This is a genomic window from Streptomyces sp. NPDC048211 (assembly GCF_043202315.1).
Lineage (GTDB): Bacteria > Actinomycetota > Actinomycetes > Streptomycetales > Streptomycetaceae > Streptomyces.
This window is the reverse complement of sequence record NZ_JBIDAD010000006.1, coordinates 425265-439966: the sequence shown is the minus strand read 5'-3', so window position 1 is coordinate 439966 and position 14702 is coordinate 425265. Positions and strand designations below refer to the sequence as shown.

General features: G+C 71.7%; 13 protein-coding genes and 2 tRNA genes. 6 read left to right on the top strand and 9 right to left on the bottom strand.

All coding sequences use genetic code 11. The annotated features are described in order from the left end of the window. Nucleotides 1–199: 199 nt before the first annotated feature. Nucleotides 200–517, bottom strand: coding sequence for a helix-turn-helix domain-containing protein (locus ACGFZA_RS24245; RefSeq protein WP_385282213.1), 318 nt, complete (start codon nt 515–517; stop codon nt 200–202). A 164-nt stretch (nt 518–681) separates the two neighbouring features. Here ACGFZA_RS24245 and ACGFZA_RS24240 point away from each other — a divergent pair, with 164 nt between their 5' ends. The 3 genes from ACGFZA_RS24240 to ACGFZA_RS24230 all read left to right on the top strand — a co-directional run bounded on the left by ACGFZA_RS24240 (nt 682) and on the right by ACGFZA_RS24230 (nt 1657). After that, complete coding sequence (locus tag ACGFZA_RS24240; protein ID WP_393681804.1) at nt 682–918, top strand: hypothetical protein; 237 nt, start codon at nt 682–684, stop codon at nt 916–918. After that, on the top strand, nt 909–1052 hold the full coding sequence (locus ACGFZA_RS24235; protein WP_385282219.1) for a hypothetical protein: 144 nt from the start codon (nt 909–911) through the stop codon (nt 1050–1052). The genes ACGFZA_RS24240 and ACGFZA_RS24235 overlap by 10 nt, the downstream gene beginning before the upstream one ends. 164 nt (nt 1053–1216) lie before the next feature. Further along, nucleotides 1217–1657 (top strand): VOC family protein, encoded by a 441-nt coding sequence (locus tag ACGFZA_RS24230; protein ID WP_385282221.1) that lies wholly within the window; start codon nt 1217–1219, stop codon nt 1655–1657. Between the two features lie 53 nt (nt 1658–1710). On the opposite strand, the gene ACGFZA_RS24225 is transcribed toward ACGFZA_RS24230, so the two are convergent. Beyond that, nucleotides 1711–2148 carry a hypothetical protein gene (locus ACGFZA_RS24225; protein ID WP_393681801.1) on the bottom strand — a complete coding sequence of 146 codons (438 nt, stop codon included), beginning with the start codon at nt 2146–2148 and terminating at the stop codon, nt 1711–1713. A 299-nt stretch (nt 2149–2447) separates the two neighbouring features. On the opposite strand from ACGFZA_RS24225, the gene ACGFZA_RS24220 reads away from it, so the two are divergent. After that, entirely contained in the window at nt 2448–2858 is a 411-nt protein-coding gene (locus tag ACGFZA_RS24220) for a hypothetical protein (RefSeq protein ID WP_385282226.1), read from the top strand. Nucleotides 2859–3010: 152 nt separating this feature from the next. Here the strand turns inward: ACGFZA_RS24220 and ACGFZA_RS24215 are convergent. Further along, nucleotides 3011–3083, bottom strand: a tRNA-Arg gene (locus ACGFZA_RS24215). A 286-nt stretch (nt 3084–3369) separates the two neighbouring features. Continuing rightward, nucleotides 3370–3460 (bottom strand) — tRNA-Ser (locus ACGFZA_RS24210). Between the two features lie 224 nt (nt 3461–3684). Here ACGFZA_RS24210 and ACGFZA_RS24205 point away from each other — a divergent pair. Both ACGFZA_RS24205 and ACGFZA_RS24200 read left to right on the top strand, forming a co-directional pair. Then, nucleotides 3685–4149, top strand: a complete 465-nt coding sequence (locus ACGFZA_RS24205; protein ID WP_385282280.1) for an SSI family serine proteinase inhibitor — start codon at nt 3685–3687, stop codon at nt 4147–4149. Between the two features lie 213 nt (nt 4150–4362). Beyond that, nucleotides 4363–8880 carry a PAS domain-containing protein gene (locus ACGFZA_RS24200; protein WP_393681798.1) on the top strand — a complete coding sequence of 1506 codons (4518 nt, stop codon included), beginning with the start codon at nt 4363–4365 and terminating at the stop codon, nt 8878–8880. A gap of 200 nt (nt 8881–9080) precedes the next feature. Here ACGFZA_RS24200 and ACGFZA_RS24195 read toward each other — a convergent pair whose 3' ends face one another. The 5 genes from ACGFZA_RS24195 to ACGFZA_RS24175 all read right to left on the bottom strand — a co-directional run bounded on the left by ACGFZA_RS24195 (nt 9081) and on the right by ACGFZA_RS24175 (nt 14701). Then, nucleotides 9081–10730, bottom strand: a complete 1650-nt coding sequence (locus ACGFZA_RS24195) for a long-chain fatty acid--CoA ligase (RefSeq protein WP_393681796.1) — start codon at nt 10728–10730, stop codon at nt 9081–9083. A 312-nt stretch (nt 10731–11042) separates the two neighbouring features. After that, nucleotides 11043–11555 carry a SigE family RNA polymerase sigma factor gene (locus ACGFZA_RS24190; RefSeq protein ID WP_385277744.1) on the bottom strand — a complete coding sequence of 171 codons (513 nt, stop codon included), beginning with the start codon at nt 11553–11555 and terminating at the stop codon, nt 11043–11045. A 520-nt stretch (nt 11556–12075) separates the two neighbouring features. After that, complete coding sequence (locus ACGFZA_RS24185) at nt 12076–13242, bottom strand: lipid-transfer protein (protein WP_385277722.1); 1167 nt, start codon at nt 13240–13242, stop codon at nt 12076–12078. Further along, on the bottom strand, nt 13239–13634 hold the full coding sequence (locus tag ACGFZA_RS24180) for a MaoC family dehydratase (protein WP_385277720.1): 396 nt from the start codon (nt 13632–13634) through the stop codon (nt 13239–13241). Before ACGFZA_RS24180 ends, ACGFZA_RS24185 begins: the two co-directional genes overlap by 4 nt. Next, a complete protein-coding gene (locus ACGFZA_RS24175; RefSeq protein ID WP_393681793.1) occupies nt 13631–14701 on the bottom strand; it encodes an acyl-CoA dehydrogenase family protein in 1071 nt (356 codons plus the stop codon). The genes ACGFZA_RS24180 and ACGFZA_RS24175 overlap by 4 nt, the downstream gene beginning before the upstream one ends. Nucleotide 14702: the final 1 nt, after the last annotated feature.

The following is a 14702-nucleotide window of genomic DNA, read 5'->3' as shown; positions in this document are numbered from 1 at the left end:
CGATGGGGCCGAGGAGATCGCGGGAAACGGGGCCGTTCCGGACGGCTCAGGGCGCGGGAGTGGTCACCACGCGGGTACGGGCCCTACGATCGAACGCGAATCCTTCTCTTCAGGGTGGATTTCGGATCGGCGGGGTGATCACCCGCTGGTCACTACGGCCGGGCGGTCTCTACACCGCTCGGCCGTTCTGCTGCTCGGCCTAGGTCTCGGTGCTCTTCTTGGGACGGTTCTTCCCTGACCCGGAATAGCCCCGCTCGATGTCCTGCACGGTTCCGATCGAGACCCCCAGGTTTTCGGCGATCTCTCGATACGTCACCTTCTGCGACCGCAGGTTCAGCACGATCCTCCGGCGATGCTCTTTCAGTCTCTTGGTGCGCTCGGTCTGATCTCTGAGCAGGCGGCTGATGATCTGCGCCTTCTCTAGCGAGTCCTCCATCGACTCGACGGCGTCCAGGCCATCAAAGACACGTTGCACCTCCTCCCTCTCGACCGGCCCTTCGCTCCCTGTCTCGGCCATCCCGTTCCTTCGAATCGGGCATGCCGCTTGACTTGCATTATGGGGGTCCCATAAATTTGCCGTCAAGTGGCGACGCCACCAGCAACAGAAAGGCCCCGGACCGGAGTTCGTACCTCCATATGGCCGGGGCCAGTCAGAACCCTGAGATCACCAGGAGACCGACCATGCGCCATCCTTCCACCCCGGACCCCGCCCTCGACAGGCGGCTCGTCACGCTGCCTCCGGTCATCACGCTCTCCGCCCAGCAGCAGCGGGGCGTGCACTGCGTCTTCTGCGGTACGCCCCTGCGTACCGGGGCCGTCCGCGACCTCGGCCCGCAACTGACCGAGGCGCACGGATCAGCGGTCCACTGGTTTCCCCGCAGCTGCCTGCCCTGCCCGAAGGAGCAGGCATGCCTCTGATCTGCGACCGCTGCGGCGAGCCGATCGCCGCCGGTGCCGAGGAACGCGTCACGATCCACGGAGCATCAGGGCCGGGCGGCACGATCACCGTGCACGCGGCGTACTGCCTCCCGCCACGCTCACGTCGAGGGTGAGCCCTGCCGGCACGCCCATCCGGACGAATCTCGCCCGAGGAGCGGCACGGACTCTTCGAAGTCCGGCGATCCGGGGATGTCGAGAACGTGCCACCGGCTCCGTCCCAGGGGCGTCAAGGGCCACCACTGCCCGTACGAGGAAGAAGAGAGAAGGAGAAGCCGGCATGGCGATTCAGCGGATGGACAACGTAGGCATCGTCGTCGATGACCTGGACGCCGCCGTCGCGTTCTTCGTGGAGCTCGGCATGGAGCTGGAGGGCAGGACGACGGTCGAGGGCCTGGTCGCCGACCAGTGCACCGGACTCGACGGTGTCCGCTGCGACATCGCGATGGTCCGGACCCCGGACGGCAACAGCCGGCTCGAACTGGCGAAGTACCGGAGCCCCGAGGCGACCGGCGACGGCCCGCGTAACCGGCCCCACAACATCCTCGGTACCCACCGCGTCATGTTCGCCGTCGACGACATCGAAGACACCGTCGCCCGCCTGCGCCCACACGGCGCCGAACTTCTCGGCGAGATCGCCCGGTTCGAGGACGTCTACCTGCTCTGCTACGTCCGCGGACCGGAGGGCATCATCGTCGGACTGGCCGAGCAACTGCGCTGAGGACGAGGAACGGGGCCGCACAGGCGCCGCGCCGGGCCCGCGCTGCCGGCTGGTCAGGATCCGGGACAGAGCGTCTTGCGCAGCCCGGTGTTGAGGTGACCCCCGTCGTCGTCGGTCAGCGTGATGCCGTCGTAGGAGAACCGCTGCGCGGCAGCGTGATCCGGGTTCATGGCACCGCCGTTGAGGGCCGCACACTGGTTGCGGGCCGCGTCGATGGCCTTGTCCTCGTCGTGCACGAGGTTGCTGTTGACGTCCAGGACGACAGCGAGGACGGCGTCCCGCTTGACGCCGGTGGGCTCGGGCGGCAGGCCGGTGTCTGTGGCGGTGCCCCGGTCGTCTGCGTGGCTGGATTGGCTGGATTGGCTGGATGCCTCGGGTGCGCTGCTCCCCGGGGTGTCGGCCTTGCTGTCGGTGCCGTTGTCGCTGCTGCAGCCGACGGCGGCGAAGGCAAGTACGGCGGTGATGGCCGCGGCGGTGTTGCGGATGCGCATGGTCCCCCCTGGCGTGATCCGAGTAGGAACATGCTGGGGGACCCAAGGCGCCGAGGCGGCGTCGGTGACACAGTCATGACACATCACAGACGCGTTTGCGACGCTCCCCTCTCCGTGGCCGCTGCTGCCCGCTGCCCGCTGCCCGTGAGGTCCGCCGCCATCCGCCGCCGCCCGCGAGTCTCCACCCGGTCCGGTCCGGTTGTGGCACGAGGGACGTGTGATCCGCAGCCGCGTTACTCATGCCGAGGTGAGTACGTGCACCCTGGTTCGGTCCCAGGGGCGGCCGGAACACTTGAGCCATGCCAAACCGACCTCTGAAACTCGTTCCCCAGCTGCTGGCGATCCTCGTGACGGCTGCGATCTCGCTAGCGCTGTGGGCTGCCTGGCTGGGCTGGGACCAGCACCGCGACGTGCACCCCGATGGCTCGGAGACCGGCCCGTACGAGGCGTGGCAGGTGATCGGGCTGGTGCTGACTCTGCTGGCGCCGGTGTACTGGGCGGCATCCCGGCGCTACTTCGCAGGCGCCGTGCTCGGCGTCACGGCCGGCCTGACCGCTGCGGCTTGTTACGACTGGTCGGACGACTCCAGCGGCCTGTTCATGGTCGGCGTGGTGATGGTGATGCTGGGGAGTCTCGTCGTGACGGGCGCCGTCTCCGCCGTGATCGCTTCCGTGAGAGGAAGAGCCGACTCAACTCGACAGCCCACGTGAAGCGCGTCGTCGCAGCGATGCGACGACGCGATCGGCCGGCCGCCCGACTCGAAGGGCGGTACCGGCTGACACGGGTACTGCACCCCATTCCCTTACTCCACGGACAACGCGAGAGGCCCTCAGGATTTCTCCTGAGGGCCTCTGGCCTGCTGTGCACTCGGCAGGATTCGAACCTGCAACCTTCTGATCCGTAGTCAGATGCTCTATCCGTTAAGCTACGAGTGCTTGTGCGTTCCGGGCTTTTTTCTGCCCCGTCGGCGTTGCGAGAACAACATTACATGACCTGCGCCGTGACGCGAAATCCATTAGCCGCACCGCTGCTGAGCTGCGGGATCACCGGTTCGAGACACCCCCGATCGGCCCAGTCGCAGCCCAGTCCCGGCCCTCTCCGGACCCACCCCTGCCGCCCCTGCCCCTGCCCCTGCCCCTGCCCCTGCCCCTGCCCCTGCCCCTGCCCCTGCCCGGGAACGACCGAAGCCCCGTGCCGGTGGCACGGGGCTTCGGAATCAAGCGGAGGCGGAGGGATTTGAACCCTCGATGGGCTTTAAGACCCAAACCGCATTAGCAGTGCGGCGCCATAGACCGGACTAGGCGACGCCTCCAGCACACCCCACGCGAGCGCGGGTGGTGCGTGCAGATGATGACACAGCTGAGCGCTGCGTCACCAATCGCCGCCTACGGTACTAGGCAGTCGGCCGCGAGGGCAAAGCGCCTGCGGTTGCGCAACGCCGTGGCGTGCGGAGCGTTAGTCATGGCGGGGCGCCCGCCCTTCGTTCCTCTTCGTCGCCTGCCGGTGCCGGCGACACGTACGACCACAGGAGCCCGCATGATGCGTCGTCTCGCCCTCACCGCCGTCGTGTCGCTGGCCGCGCTGTCCGCCGCCGCGCCCGCGGCGACGGCCGCGGCCGGTCCTCTTCCGCTGCCGCTGTCGTTGCCGCTGCCCGTCCTGCAGAACGACGACGACGGCACGCACCTCACCGTGGTCGTCGCCGGATCGGGGAACCCGGAGGCCGACGGCACGTACGAGCTGGAGTGCGAGCCGGCGGGCGGCAGCCACCCGGTGGCGCAGCAGGCGTGCGACCGGCTGGCGCAGCTGCCGGGCGAGAGCGCGGACCCCTTCGCGCCCGTGCCCCGGGACGCGATGTGCACCCAGCAGTTCGGCGGAGGAGCCACCGCCCGGATCACCGGAACGTGGCAGGGGCGAAGCATCGACTCCACGTTCGAGCGGACCAACGGGTGCGAGATCGGGCGCTGGAACAGCCTGCGGCCAGTGCTCCCGAACGTCCGGTGAGCTGCGGCTGCGCCGGATTCGGGGCGGTCTGAGGGGCACGTAATGGGCCAGAGTCGTACACCGTATGCACAGAACCTTGGTGAGAGCTCCCCCTCATCCGCCGCCCCTTGCCCCTCCCCAGCCTTTAGACTCCTCCAGTGACAGCCTGAGGCCCGAGGGGCAAGATGGGGCCCGCTGTCGGCAAGGTGCAGTAATCAGGGAGGAAGCGTCGTCGTGAGCAGCAGGCCATCCCGAGGCGCTGCTCGCCTCGCAGCCATACTCGATGCCCTTCCGGACGGGCTTCTGCTCGTCAACTGCAACGGTACGGTCGTCAACGCCAACACCATCGCCCTCGAAATGTTCGAGACGCCGGGCACCGCGCTCGTCGGTCGCGGACTGCTCGATCTGCTGCCGGAGTTCGACTCCAAGCTGATCCCGGGGTCGATGCGGAGGCCGGAGGCTGCGGACGAGCGGGGCCGGACCAAGCCCACGCGGATGACCGCGCGGCGCACCGACGGCAACGAGTATCCCGTCGAGGTGACGAGCGCCAGCCTGGAGGACGGGCAGGCGGCGTACAACGACGTCCAGGCCTCCTACAGCGGCAGCTATACGGGTGACGAGCTGCTGATGCTCGTCGTACGCGACCTGTCGGGCACGGTCGACACCGAGGCCGAGCTGGCCCGGTCGCAGCGGCAGACCGAGATGATCCTGCGGGCCGCGTCCGAAGGTGTCGTCGGCACGGACACGGACGGCCGTGTCGTGCTGGTCAATCCCGCCGCCGCACAGATCCTCGGCTTCCGCGCCACCGACCTGGGCGGCCAGGAACTGCATCCGCTGATCCTGCACTCACGGGCCGAGGGTGAGCCGTTCCCGTACGAGGAGTCGCCCCTGGCCGACACCCTCAAATCGGGGCGTAAGCACCGGGTGCGCGGGCAGGTCCTGTGGTCCAAGAGCGGTGCGCAGGTGCCCGTCGACCTGACCACCGCGCCCGTGCGGGACGGCGACCAGCTGGTCGGCGCGGTCATGACGTTCACCGACCGCCGCCCGTACGAGGAGCTCGACAAGAAGCGCAGGGGCGAGGTCGAGGAGCTGACCGCGAGCCACACCGCGGAGCTCAAGGACCTCACCGCGCGGCACACCGCCGAAGTCACCGGACTGACGGAACAGCACGCGGCCGAACTGGCGGACCGCACCGAGCGGTACGCCTCCGAGCTGGAGGAGCAGGCCGAGCGGCTGGCGGACCTGACCGCCCGGCACACCCAGCTGACCGCCGTGCTCGGCGAGTCGCTGCGCGGGCCGCTCCAGGAACTGCGCGGCGAGCTGTCCACGCTCGCCGCCGACCCCGCGGGCCAGCTGTGGCCCGAGGCGAACCAGATCCTGCACCACCTGGCCGCCGGCTACGCGCGCATGACGACGCTCGTCGACAACGTGCTGAGCTACCAGCGCCTGGACGGCGGCTCCGAGGCGCTCGTCAAGACGAACGTGCTGCTCGACGGCGTGGTCACGGCCGGGATCGACGCCGCTGTCGAGCTGATCGGGCCGGGCCGGGCGCAGTTCGCCGTGCACGCGCCACCGATCGAGGCCGAGGTCGACGCGGGGCGGCTCGTGACCGCGCTCGCGCATCTGGTCGCGGACGTCGCCGGCGTCGACTCGACCGGCAGGGCCCGGCTGGTGCCGGGCGGCGGCTACGTCGACTCGACGGTCGTCGTCGCCGCGGCACAGCGCGGTGACGTCGTACGGATCGAGGTGCGCGGACCGTTCGCCGGGGGAGACCCGGTGCACGAGCCGATCGTGCGCGGGATCGTGCGGGCGCACGGCGGTGTGCTCCAGACGCATGAGATGCCGGGGATGAGCGGCAGCGCGTACGTACTCGAAGTCCCGCTCGGCGCGGGTTCGGGAACCGTGATGCCGCCGATGCCGCCCGAGGCGGCCGTAGCTCCTCCGGTCCCGGTCCCTGATGTCCAGGGTGATTCCGGGGCATCGGGCGATGCCGGGGTCACCGAGGGCGGCAGGGGGCGGCGCCGGGCGCGCAGGGGCTCCACGGATGCCTTCCTGGAGAGCCCGGTGGGCGGCTCCGAGGGCTCCGACGGCGCCGGTGAGCTCGGGGTGGCCGACGCGTCCGCCGTGGCCGGTACCGGGGCAGCCGAACCGACCGGGCGCCGGCGTGCGCGCCGTGAGGCCGGGACGGGTCCCGTACCCGGGTCCGTCGACGGAGCCGCACCCGACGCGGCGGGCCCGCACGAACCCGCTCCGGCCGCACAGGGCGGGGGCTCCGGGCGCAGGCGCGGCCGGCCCAGCCCGGCGGAGAGCGGCGACCCGGCCGGTGCCGGACAGCAGGGGCCGGGGCAGGCCCTCGCGCTGCCCGCGGCCGCGTCGTCCGCGCCTTCGGAGGGGTCCGTGGTGACGGCCGCCGAGGGGGCACAGGGGGCCGGTGGCCGCCCGCAGCGCGGTCAGACCGTGCCGCCGCAGGGAGTTCCGCCGCAGAATCCGGCCGAGGCACCGATGCCGGTGCCGGCGGGCGGGCACCGGGCGCACCGGAGCGGCGAGAACCAACTGGCGCTTCCGGCCGCCGGGAACTCCGCCACCTCCGGCACTGCCGGCACTGCCGGAACCGCCGTGGAGGTCGCGGATCCCGCGGCTTTCCCCGGCCACGACGACATCGCCCGGACCCACGGTCAGGCAACGCACCAGCAGTCGGGGCAGGCGCCGCGCGAGCTGCCGACGCCCGGACAGGCAGCACACGGGCAGGCGGCACACGGGCAGCCGGTGTCCGGGCAGTCGGTGGCCGAGCAGGCTGTGTCCGGGCAGTCGGTGGCCGAGCAGGCTGTGTCCGGACAGGCGGTGTCCGAGCAGGCGGTGTCCGGACAGGCGGTGTCCGAGCAGGCGGTGTCCGGACAGGCGCCCGCCGGTGCGCCGGCGCAGCAGCCGACCGGCCGGCGTGCCCGTCGCGCCCTGTCGGCCGCCCTGGACCGGGCTGCCCAGGCCGAGGCGGGCCCGCGCGTCCCGTTCGCGCTCCCGCCCGCCGACGCCGACCGGGTGCCGCCCACCGCCGGTGAAGCCGATGCCTCGCTGCCCGGGCGCCATGACGCGGCGTCCGGCGCGCCGGAGCACGACCACACCCCGCCGCAGGCGCACCCGATCCCGACCGGACGACGCCGGGCCCGGCACGCCGACGCGCCTCAGTCTCCGCAGCCCTCTCAGCCCTCTCAGCCCTCACAGTCCCCGCAGTCTTTGCAGGAGGAGCAGGCAGCGCCGTTCGGACTGCCCGGGCAGAGCGGGCCGGCCGGTCCGACCGATCAGCCCTTGCCGCCCGTGCAGCCCGGCGGCTGGGGGACGGACGACGCATCGGGTCAGGGTCCCGCCGTCCAGGAAGGGCCCGACGACGCCCCCCGGCCGGCCGTCACCGGCCGGACCTCGCACACCACCGGTACGACCACGGCCGGGAACGCCCGCGGCTCCGCCTCCGAGGGCGCTGACGGCCTTGCGGGCCCGGTCGGCCCCCCGGACCCGGCCCACCACGACGAGAGCCGTCCCCGCAGGCTCTCGCCCGGTCCCGACGCGCGGCGGCAGCCGCTGCCCGCCGAAGCGCCCATGCCCGGCTCCTCGGACTCGACGCAGGGGCGTGCGTTCAGCGTGCGGACGCTGGGCCAAGGAGTGCCGTTCGCCCAGCACATCGCCCACCAGCAGAACCAGACGCTCGGCGGCGGTGGCGGAGCGGGCCGGCGCCGCAAGCTCGCCGCACCGCCCGAGGGCGACCGGGGTGAGCGCGCCGCGCTGCCGGCGGCCACCGCACCGGCCGTCACCCCGCCGCAGCCGCCCGCCCCGCAGAGCGGACCCGGTGGCACCGGTGGCACCGTGCAGGGCCAGGGCTCGGGGCAGTTGCTCGCCACCCCGGCGGCCGAAGGCCGCGCGTACGCCATAGGGGCGCCCGACGAGGGGGCAGCCGAGGGACCGGAGCCGCTGGACGGGCCCGGCGGCGCCGTCGAGGTCGCCAACCGCCCCTCCCCGCAGCCCGTCGACGACGAACTGCCCCCGGAACCGCTGGACAACCCGCGCCGGCTCCTCGTCTGGCCGGCCCCCGACGTCTCCACCCAGCAGGCGCTGAGCGACCGCGGCTACCGGCCGGTGATCGTGCACTCGCGCGAGGAGGTCGACGCGCAGATCGCGGCGTTCCCCGCGGCGCTCTTCGTGGACCCGCTGACCGGCCCCATCACCCGCAAGGCCCTGCAGTCGCTGCGCCAGGCGGCGGTGGCGGCCGAGGTGCCGGTCCTGGTGACCGCCGGTCTGGGGCAGGCCTCGCGGGAGGCGGCGTACGGTGCCGACCCCGCCGTACTCCTGAAGGCACTCGCCCCGCGCGACAGCGAACAGCATCCGCCCCGCGTCCTGCTGATCGAGGAGCACGAGGAGATCGCTCTCGCGCTGACGCAGACACTGGAGCGGCGGGGCATGCAGGTCGCCTGCGCCGCGACGGACAGCGAGGCGGTCTCGCTCGCGACCCGGATGCGGCCGAACCTGGTGGTGATGGACCTGATGCAGGTACGCCGCCGCCGCGCCGGGATCGTCGACTGGCTGCGCGCCAACGGACAGTTGAACCGCACCCCGCTGGTCGTCTACACCTCGGCCGACATCAACCGCTCGGAGCTGCCGAAGCTGAGCTCGGGGGAGACGGTCCTCTTCCTGGCCGAGCGTTCGACGAGCGACGAGGTGCAGTCCCGCATCGTCGACCTGCTCGCGAAGATCGGCACGAACTGACCCGCGACGACGGCGGCGCGGACCCGGATGCGGATGCGCATGCGGACAGGACGCGGACAGGACACGGACAGGTCGCAGACGCGGACAGGACACGGACACGGCGAGGGCGGTACGGGATCACTCCCGTACCGCCCTCGCCGCTTCGTACCGCTCCGGTGCCCGTGCCGGTGCCCGTGCCCGAACCGGGCGCAGGCGCAGGCTCAGAGCTGCGTGATGTCCAGCTCGCCCGCCGCGTACTGCTTGCGGATGACCTTCTTGTCGAACTTCCCGACGCTCGTCTTCGGCACGGACGCGATGACCGACCAGCGCTCCGGCAGCTGCCACTTGGCGATGCCCGACTCGGCGAGGAACGCCCTCAGCGCCTCGTAGTCGGCGGTGGCGCCCTCCTTGAGGACGACGGTCGCGAGCGGACGCTCGCCCCACTTGTCGTCCGGGACGGCCACGACCGCGGCCTCTGCGACATCCGGGTGCGCCATCAGCGCGTTCTCCAGCTCCACGCTGGAGATCCATTCACCACCGGACTTGATGACGTCCTTGGCCCGGTCCGTCAGCGTGAGGAAGCCCTCGTCGCTGATCACACCGACATCGCCGGTCTTCAGCCAGCCGTCCTCGCTGAACTTGTCCTCGGGCCGCAGCGCCTCACCGTCGGCGCCGCCGTAGTAGGCACCGGCGATCCAGGCGCCGCGCACCTCCAGCTCACCGGCCGACTCGCCGTCCCACGGCAGGTGCTCTCCGGCCGGGCCGACCAGCCGCGCCTCGACGCCGGCCGGGAAGCGGCCCTGCGTGATGCGGTACGGCCATTCCTGCTCCTCGGTCAGCCCGGCGGGCGGGTTGGCCATGGTGCCGAGCGGCGAGGTCTCCGTCATGCCCCAGGCTTGGCAGAGGCGGACGCCCAGCTTGTCGTACGCCTCCATGAGGGAGGGCGGACAGGCGGCGCCGCCGATGGTGACGTTGGTCATCGAGGTGAGGTCGCGGGGGTTGGCCGTGACCTCGGCCAGCAGCCCCTGCCAGATCGTCGGGACGGCCGCGGCGTGGTTCGGCCGCTCGCGCTCGATCATCTCCGCGAGCGGGGCGGGCTGCAGGAAGCGGTCGGGCATCAGCATGTTGACGCCGGACATGAACGTGGCGTGCGGCAGACCCCAGGCGTTGACGTGGAACTGCGGGACGACCACCAAGGTGGTGTCCTTGTCCGTCAGCCCCATCGACTCGGACATGTTGACCTGCATGGAGTGCAGGTAGATCGACCGGTGGGAGTAGACGACGCCCTTGGGGTCCCCCGTGGTGCCGGAGGTGTAGCACATGGCGGCGGCCTGACGTTCGTCCAGCTCGGGCCAGTCGTAGCTGGTGGGGCGGCCGGCGATCAGCTCCTCGTACTCGTGCACCCGCACTGCGGCACCGTCCAGAGCGGAGCGGTCACCGGGACCCGAGACGACCACGTGCTCCAGCGACGTCAGCTGGGGGAGCAGCGGGGCGAGGAGCGGGAGCAGCGAACCGTTGACGATGACGACCTTGTCGTCGGCGTGCTTGACGACCCAGACCAGCTGCTCGGCGGGAAGCCGGAGGTTGAGGGTGTGGAGCACGGCGCCCATCGACGGGATGGCGAGGTACGCCTCCACGTGTTCGGAGTTGTTCCACATGAGGGTCGCGACCCTCTGGTCTCCGTCGATGCCGAGCTCGTCGTGCAGGGCGTGGGCGAGCTGGGTGGCCCGCCGGCCGATCTCGGCGAAGCTGCGCCGGTGCGGCTCGGGCTCTCCGGTCCAGGTCGTGACCTGCGACTTCCCGTGGATGGTCATCCCATGGGTCAGGATGCGGGTGACAGTCAGCGGTACGTCCTGCATGGTGCTGAGCACGGCGTCCTCCCGGTGGGCGCTACGCGGCAGTAAGGGTCCGCTGATTCTGCGCACATACCGCTTGGTATGTCACTACTTCCGGAGGAACGAATCGGTGTCGTCCGGCAAATTCACACCAGCCGGACAGGGCGCGGAACCTTTCCACAGGACTGGGCACGGGTCGGGGCAGGCGGCTGGGGCAGGGGCAGGCGGCTGGGGCAGGGGGCAGGGGCAGAAGGCCGGGCAGACGACTGGGGCAGGGGGCCGGGTTGCCCCACGGATCCGCGACGGCTCACCGCACGAGGTCAACGCCCCGCACGGATCCGCGACGGCTCACCGCACGGGCGCCAGCTCCGGATCCTGGCGCAGTTTGCCGAGCGCCCGGGACACGGCGCTCTTGACCGTGCCGACGGACACCCCCAGCACCTCGGCGGTCTGCGCCTCGCTGAGGTCCTCGTAGTAGCGCAGGACGACCATGGCCCGCTGGCGGTCGGGAAGCTTCAGCACGGCACGCCACATGGCGTCGTGCAGCGTCTGCTGCTCGGCCGGGTCAGGGCCGGGCACGGTCTCCTGCTCGGGCAGCTCGTCGCAGGCGAACTCGTCGACCTTGCGCTTGCGCCACTGCGAGGTACGGGTGTTCAGCAGGGCCCTGCGGACGTAGCCGTCGAGTGCCCGGTGGTCCTCGATCCGCTCCCAGGCGACGTACGTCTTCGTCAGCGCGGTCTGGAGCAGGTCCTCGGCATCGCTGGGATTCGCGGTGAGCGAGCGTGCGGCACGCAGCAGCACCGGTCCGCGGGCCTTCACGAAGGACGTGAACGACGGGTACGGGACGTACGGCGCGCGCACACCGTACGGCGATCGCGAGGCAGCCTGGGGGCGGGCGGCGGCCTGGGGGCGTGGGACGGCGTACGGGGCGAGTGACGGGCGCGAGGGATGCGCGGCGGGCGCCGCGTGCTGCCCGCGCGGCGGGTGCCCGGTGTGCGTCGACGCGTGCGGGCTGCGCTGCGCGTCCGGGGCGGTGGCAGCGGCTCCCCTGGAGGCGCCCGTGCAGACTGGCATGGTCATAACTCCACGCTAGGAGCGGGCGCCGCCGGAGGGATCGCCCCCAGGTCCCGAAACGACGTCCGCCTCAGGGTGTAGGTCCGACGCCCCCTCGACCTCCTGAAGGTGGAGGGGTCGTCCTCCCGTACTCAGGGTCGCCCCCGAGGACGCGGAGCCGGCCCCGCGCCTCGTTCCATCCCTTTCCGTCCTCGCTACACCCCCGCTCCGTCCCCGCTCCGTCCCCGGCTCGCCCCCGCCCGACGCCGTTCCGACGCCGGCCTGGTCCGGGCGTTCACTTGGCGCTCACCGGGCGCTCACCGGGCGCTCACCGCGAGCGGCCCAGCACGAGGCCCGAGGTAGGCACCCCCGTGCCGGCCGTGACCAGGGAGGTGGCCGCTCCGGATATCTGGTTCACCGACGTCCCCCGGATCTGCCGGACCGCCTCCGCGATGCCGTTCATCCCGTGCAGATAGGCCTCCCCCAGCTGACCCCCGTGGGTGTTCAGGGGCAGCGTGTCGGCAGCCACGAAGTCAGCGGCCTCACCCGGTCCGCAAAAGCCGAACTCCTCCAGCTGCATCAGCACGAAGGGGGTGAAATGGTCGTACAGGATCGCCACGTCGATGTCGGCCGGGGCCAGGCCGGAGTTGCGCCACAGCTGGCGGGCGACGACGCCCATCTCCGGCAGCCCGGTCAGATCGTCCCGGTAGAAGCTCGTCATCTGCTCCTGCGACCGCCCGGCGCCCTGGGCTGCGGCGACGATCACCGCGGGCGGCTGCCGCAGGTCGCGGGCCCGTTCGGCGCTGGTGACGACGATCGCCTGCCCGCCGTCCGTCTCCTGACAGCAGTCGAGCAGCCGCAGGGGTTCGACGATCCACCGGGAGGCGGCATGGTCGGCGAGCGTGATCGGCTTCCCGTAGAAGTACGCCGCCGGGTTGTTGGCAGCATGGCGCCGGTCGGTGACCGCGACATGGCCGAAGACCTCGGGCGTCAGCCCGTACGTGTGCAGATAGCGCTGGGCCGCCATGGCCACCCAGGAGGCGGGCGTGAGCAGCCCGAAGGGCAGGTTCCAGCCGAGCGCGGTCCCCTCGGCCGTGGGCTCCCGCTGTTGGACCCCGGATCCGAAGCGGCGCCCCGACCGCTCGTTGAACGCCCGGTAGCAGACGACCACGTCGGCCACCCCGGCGGCGACGGCGAGAGCCGCCTGCTGGACCGTGGCGCAGGCCGCGCCGCCGCCGTAGTGGATCCGCGAGAAGAACGACAGCTCACCGATGCCGGCCGCCTGCGCGACGGTGATCTCGGGGCTGGTGTCCATGGTGAAGGTGACGAGTCCATCGACGTCGGCGGGTGTGAGCCCCGCGTCGTCGAGTGCCGCGTGCACCGCCTCGACGGCCAGTTTGAGTTCGCTGCGCCCGGAGTCCTTGGAGAACTCGGTCGCCCCGATCCCGGCCACCGCCGCCTTCCCGCCGAGCGAATCGGCCCTGCGCACGCTCATACGGACTCCTCCAGGACACCGACGGTCACAGTGCCCGTCACATGCCTGCCGATCCCGTTGACGCCGACGACGGCCACCTCGGCCGTCCCGTCGTCGGCCACCGAGGTGACCGTGCCGCTCAGCACCATGGTGTCGCCGGGATAGTTGGGGGCGCCGAGCCTGATGGCGACCCGCCTGAGCACGGCCGAAGGCCCGAAGTGGTCGGTGACGTAACGCCCGACCAGGCCGTTGGTCGTCAGGATGTTCATGAAGATGTCCGGCGACCCCTTCTCCCGTGCGAGCTCCGCGTCGTGGTGCACGTCCTGGTAGTCGCGGGAGGCGATCGCGCCCGCCACGATCAGGGTGCGGGTCACCGCGATCTCCAGAGGCGCCAGTTCCTCACCGGTCTTCACTCCGGTCCCTCCTTCACCAGTAGTTCGCCGAGTTCCTGAAGAACCGTGCCGCTGCCGCCGAGATAAGCGTCGAGCTGACGCCCCCAGAGGAAGTGGCGGTGCACGGGATGGTCGAGGTCGGCTCCGGTTCCGCCGTGCAGATGCTGGCCCGCGTGGACGACCCGCCTTCCGGCCTCCGACGCCCACCATGCGGCGTTGAGCGCCTGCGCCCCGTGGGACAGTCCCTCGTCGCGCCGCCATGCCGCTTCGTATGCCGTGACGCGTATCGCCTCGGTGTCCATGTACGCGTCGGCGGCGCGCAGCAGCACGGCCTGGTTGGTCGACAGCGGTCGCCCGAACTGCTCACGTGTGGCGGTGTGTGCGACCGCGCGCGCCAGCGAGCCCGCGCACACGCCCGCCTGCACTCCGGCGAACGCCGTCCGGGCGGTGGCCAGCACCTCCTCGTACGCCTCCGGCCCGCCCAGCCGCTCCGCGGGCGCCGCGTCCAGCACCAGCCGACCGGCCGACCACGGGGCTGTCGTCTCCACGGGTTCGGTCACCACCCCGGGGTCGGTGATCCGTACGATCCACAGACTCCGCTCCTCGTCCGCGACCAGGACATGAGTGGCGTCCCGCAGCCACGGCACCAGAGGGACGCCGCCACTCAGCCGCCCGCCCGCAGCAGGGGGCAGGGCGCCGACCGGCCCGCCGCCGGGCTCCGCCCGCACGGTGCCGCGGGCCGGTAACGCCCCGGCCACCACAGCCGTCCCGTCCCGCAACGGCGGCAGCAGACGCCCGCGCTGCTCGTCCGTACCGTGCCCGGCGACGGCCAGGAGCCCGTACACACAGCTCGCCACGAAGGGGACCTGCGCGGTCGTCCTGCCCTGCTCCTCCGCCAGCAGCACCAGCCCGAGCAGCCCGGTCTCCTCGACCGCACCGGGCAGTCCGGCCGCGCAGAGCTCCTTCCAGAGCTCGGCGTCCGTAGCGCTGCCGGCCGCGACCAGGCGGTCGTGCGTCGACAGATCGCCGAAGATCCGGGCGGCGAGCCCTTGCGCCGCGGCCTGCTCCTCGCTCGGCGTGAAATCCATG

Excerpts from the sequence above, each read along its gene's own strand:
- ACGFZA_RS24245 (WP_385282213.1), bottom strand. The coding sequence starts at position 517 with ATGGCCGAGACAGGGAGCGAAGGGCCGGTCGAGAGGGAGGAGGTGCAA.
- ACGFZA_RS24240 (WP_393681804.1), top strand. The coding sequence starts at position 682 with ATGCGCCATCCTTCCACCCCGGACCCCGCCCTCGACAGGCGGCTCGTC.
- ACGFZA_RS24235 (WP_385282219.1), top strand. The coding sequence starts at position 909 with ATGCCTCTGATCTGCGACCGCTGCGGCGAGCCGATCGCCGCCGGTGCC.
- ACGFZA_RS24230 (WP_385282221.1), top strand. The coding sequence starts at position 1,217 with ATGGCGATTCAGCGGATGGACAACGTAGGCATCGTCGTCGATGACCTG.
- ACGFZA_RS24225 (WP_393681801.1), bottom strand. The coding sequence starts at position 2,148 with ATGCGCATCCGCAACACCGCCGCGGCCATCACCGCCGTACTTGCCTTC.
- ACGFZA_RS24220 (WP_385282226.1), top strand. The coding sequence starts at position 2,448 with ATGCCAAACCGACCTCTGAAACTCGTTCCCCAGCTGCTGGCGATCCTC.
- ACGFZA_RS24205 (WP_385282280.1), top strand. The coding sequence starts at position 3,685 with ATGATGCGTCGTCTCGCCCTCACCGCCGTCGTGTCGCTGGCCGCGCTG.
- ACGFZA_RS24185 (WP_385277722.1), bottom strand. The coding sequence starts at position 13,242 with ATGAGCGTGCGCAGGGCCGATTCGCTCGGCGGGAAGGCGGCGGTGGCC.
- ACGFZA_RS24175 (WP_393681793.1), bottom strand. The coding sequence starts at position 14,701 with ATGGATTTCACGCCGAGCGAGGAGCAGGCCGCGGCGCAAGGGCTCGCC.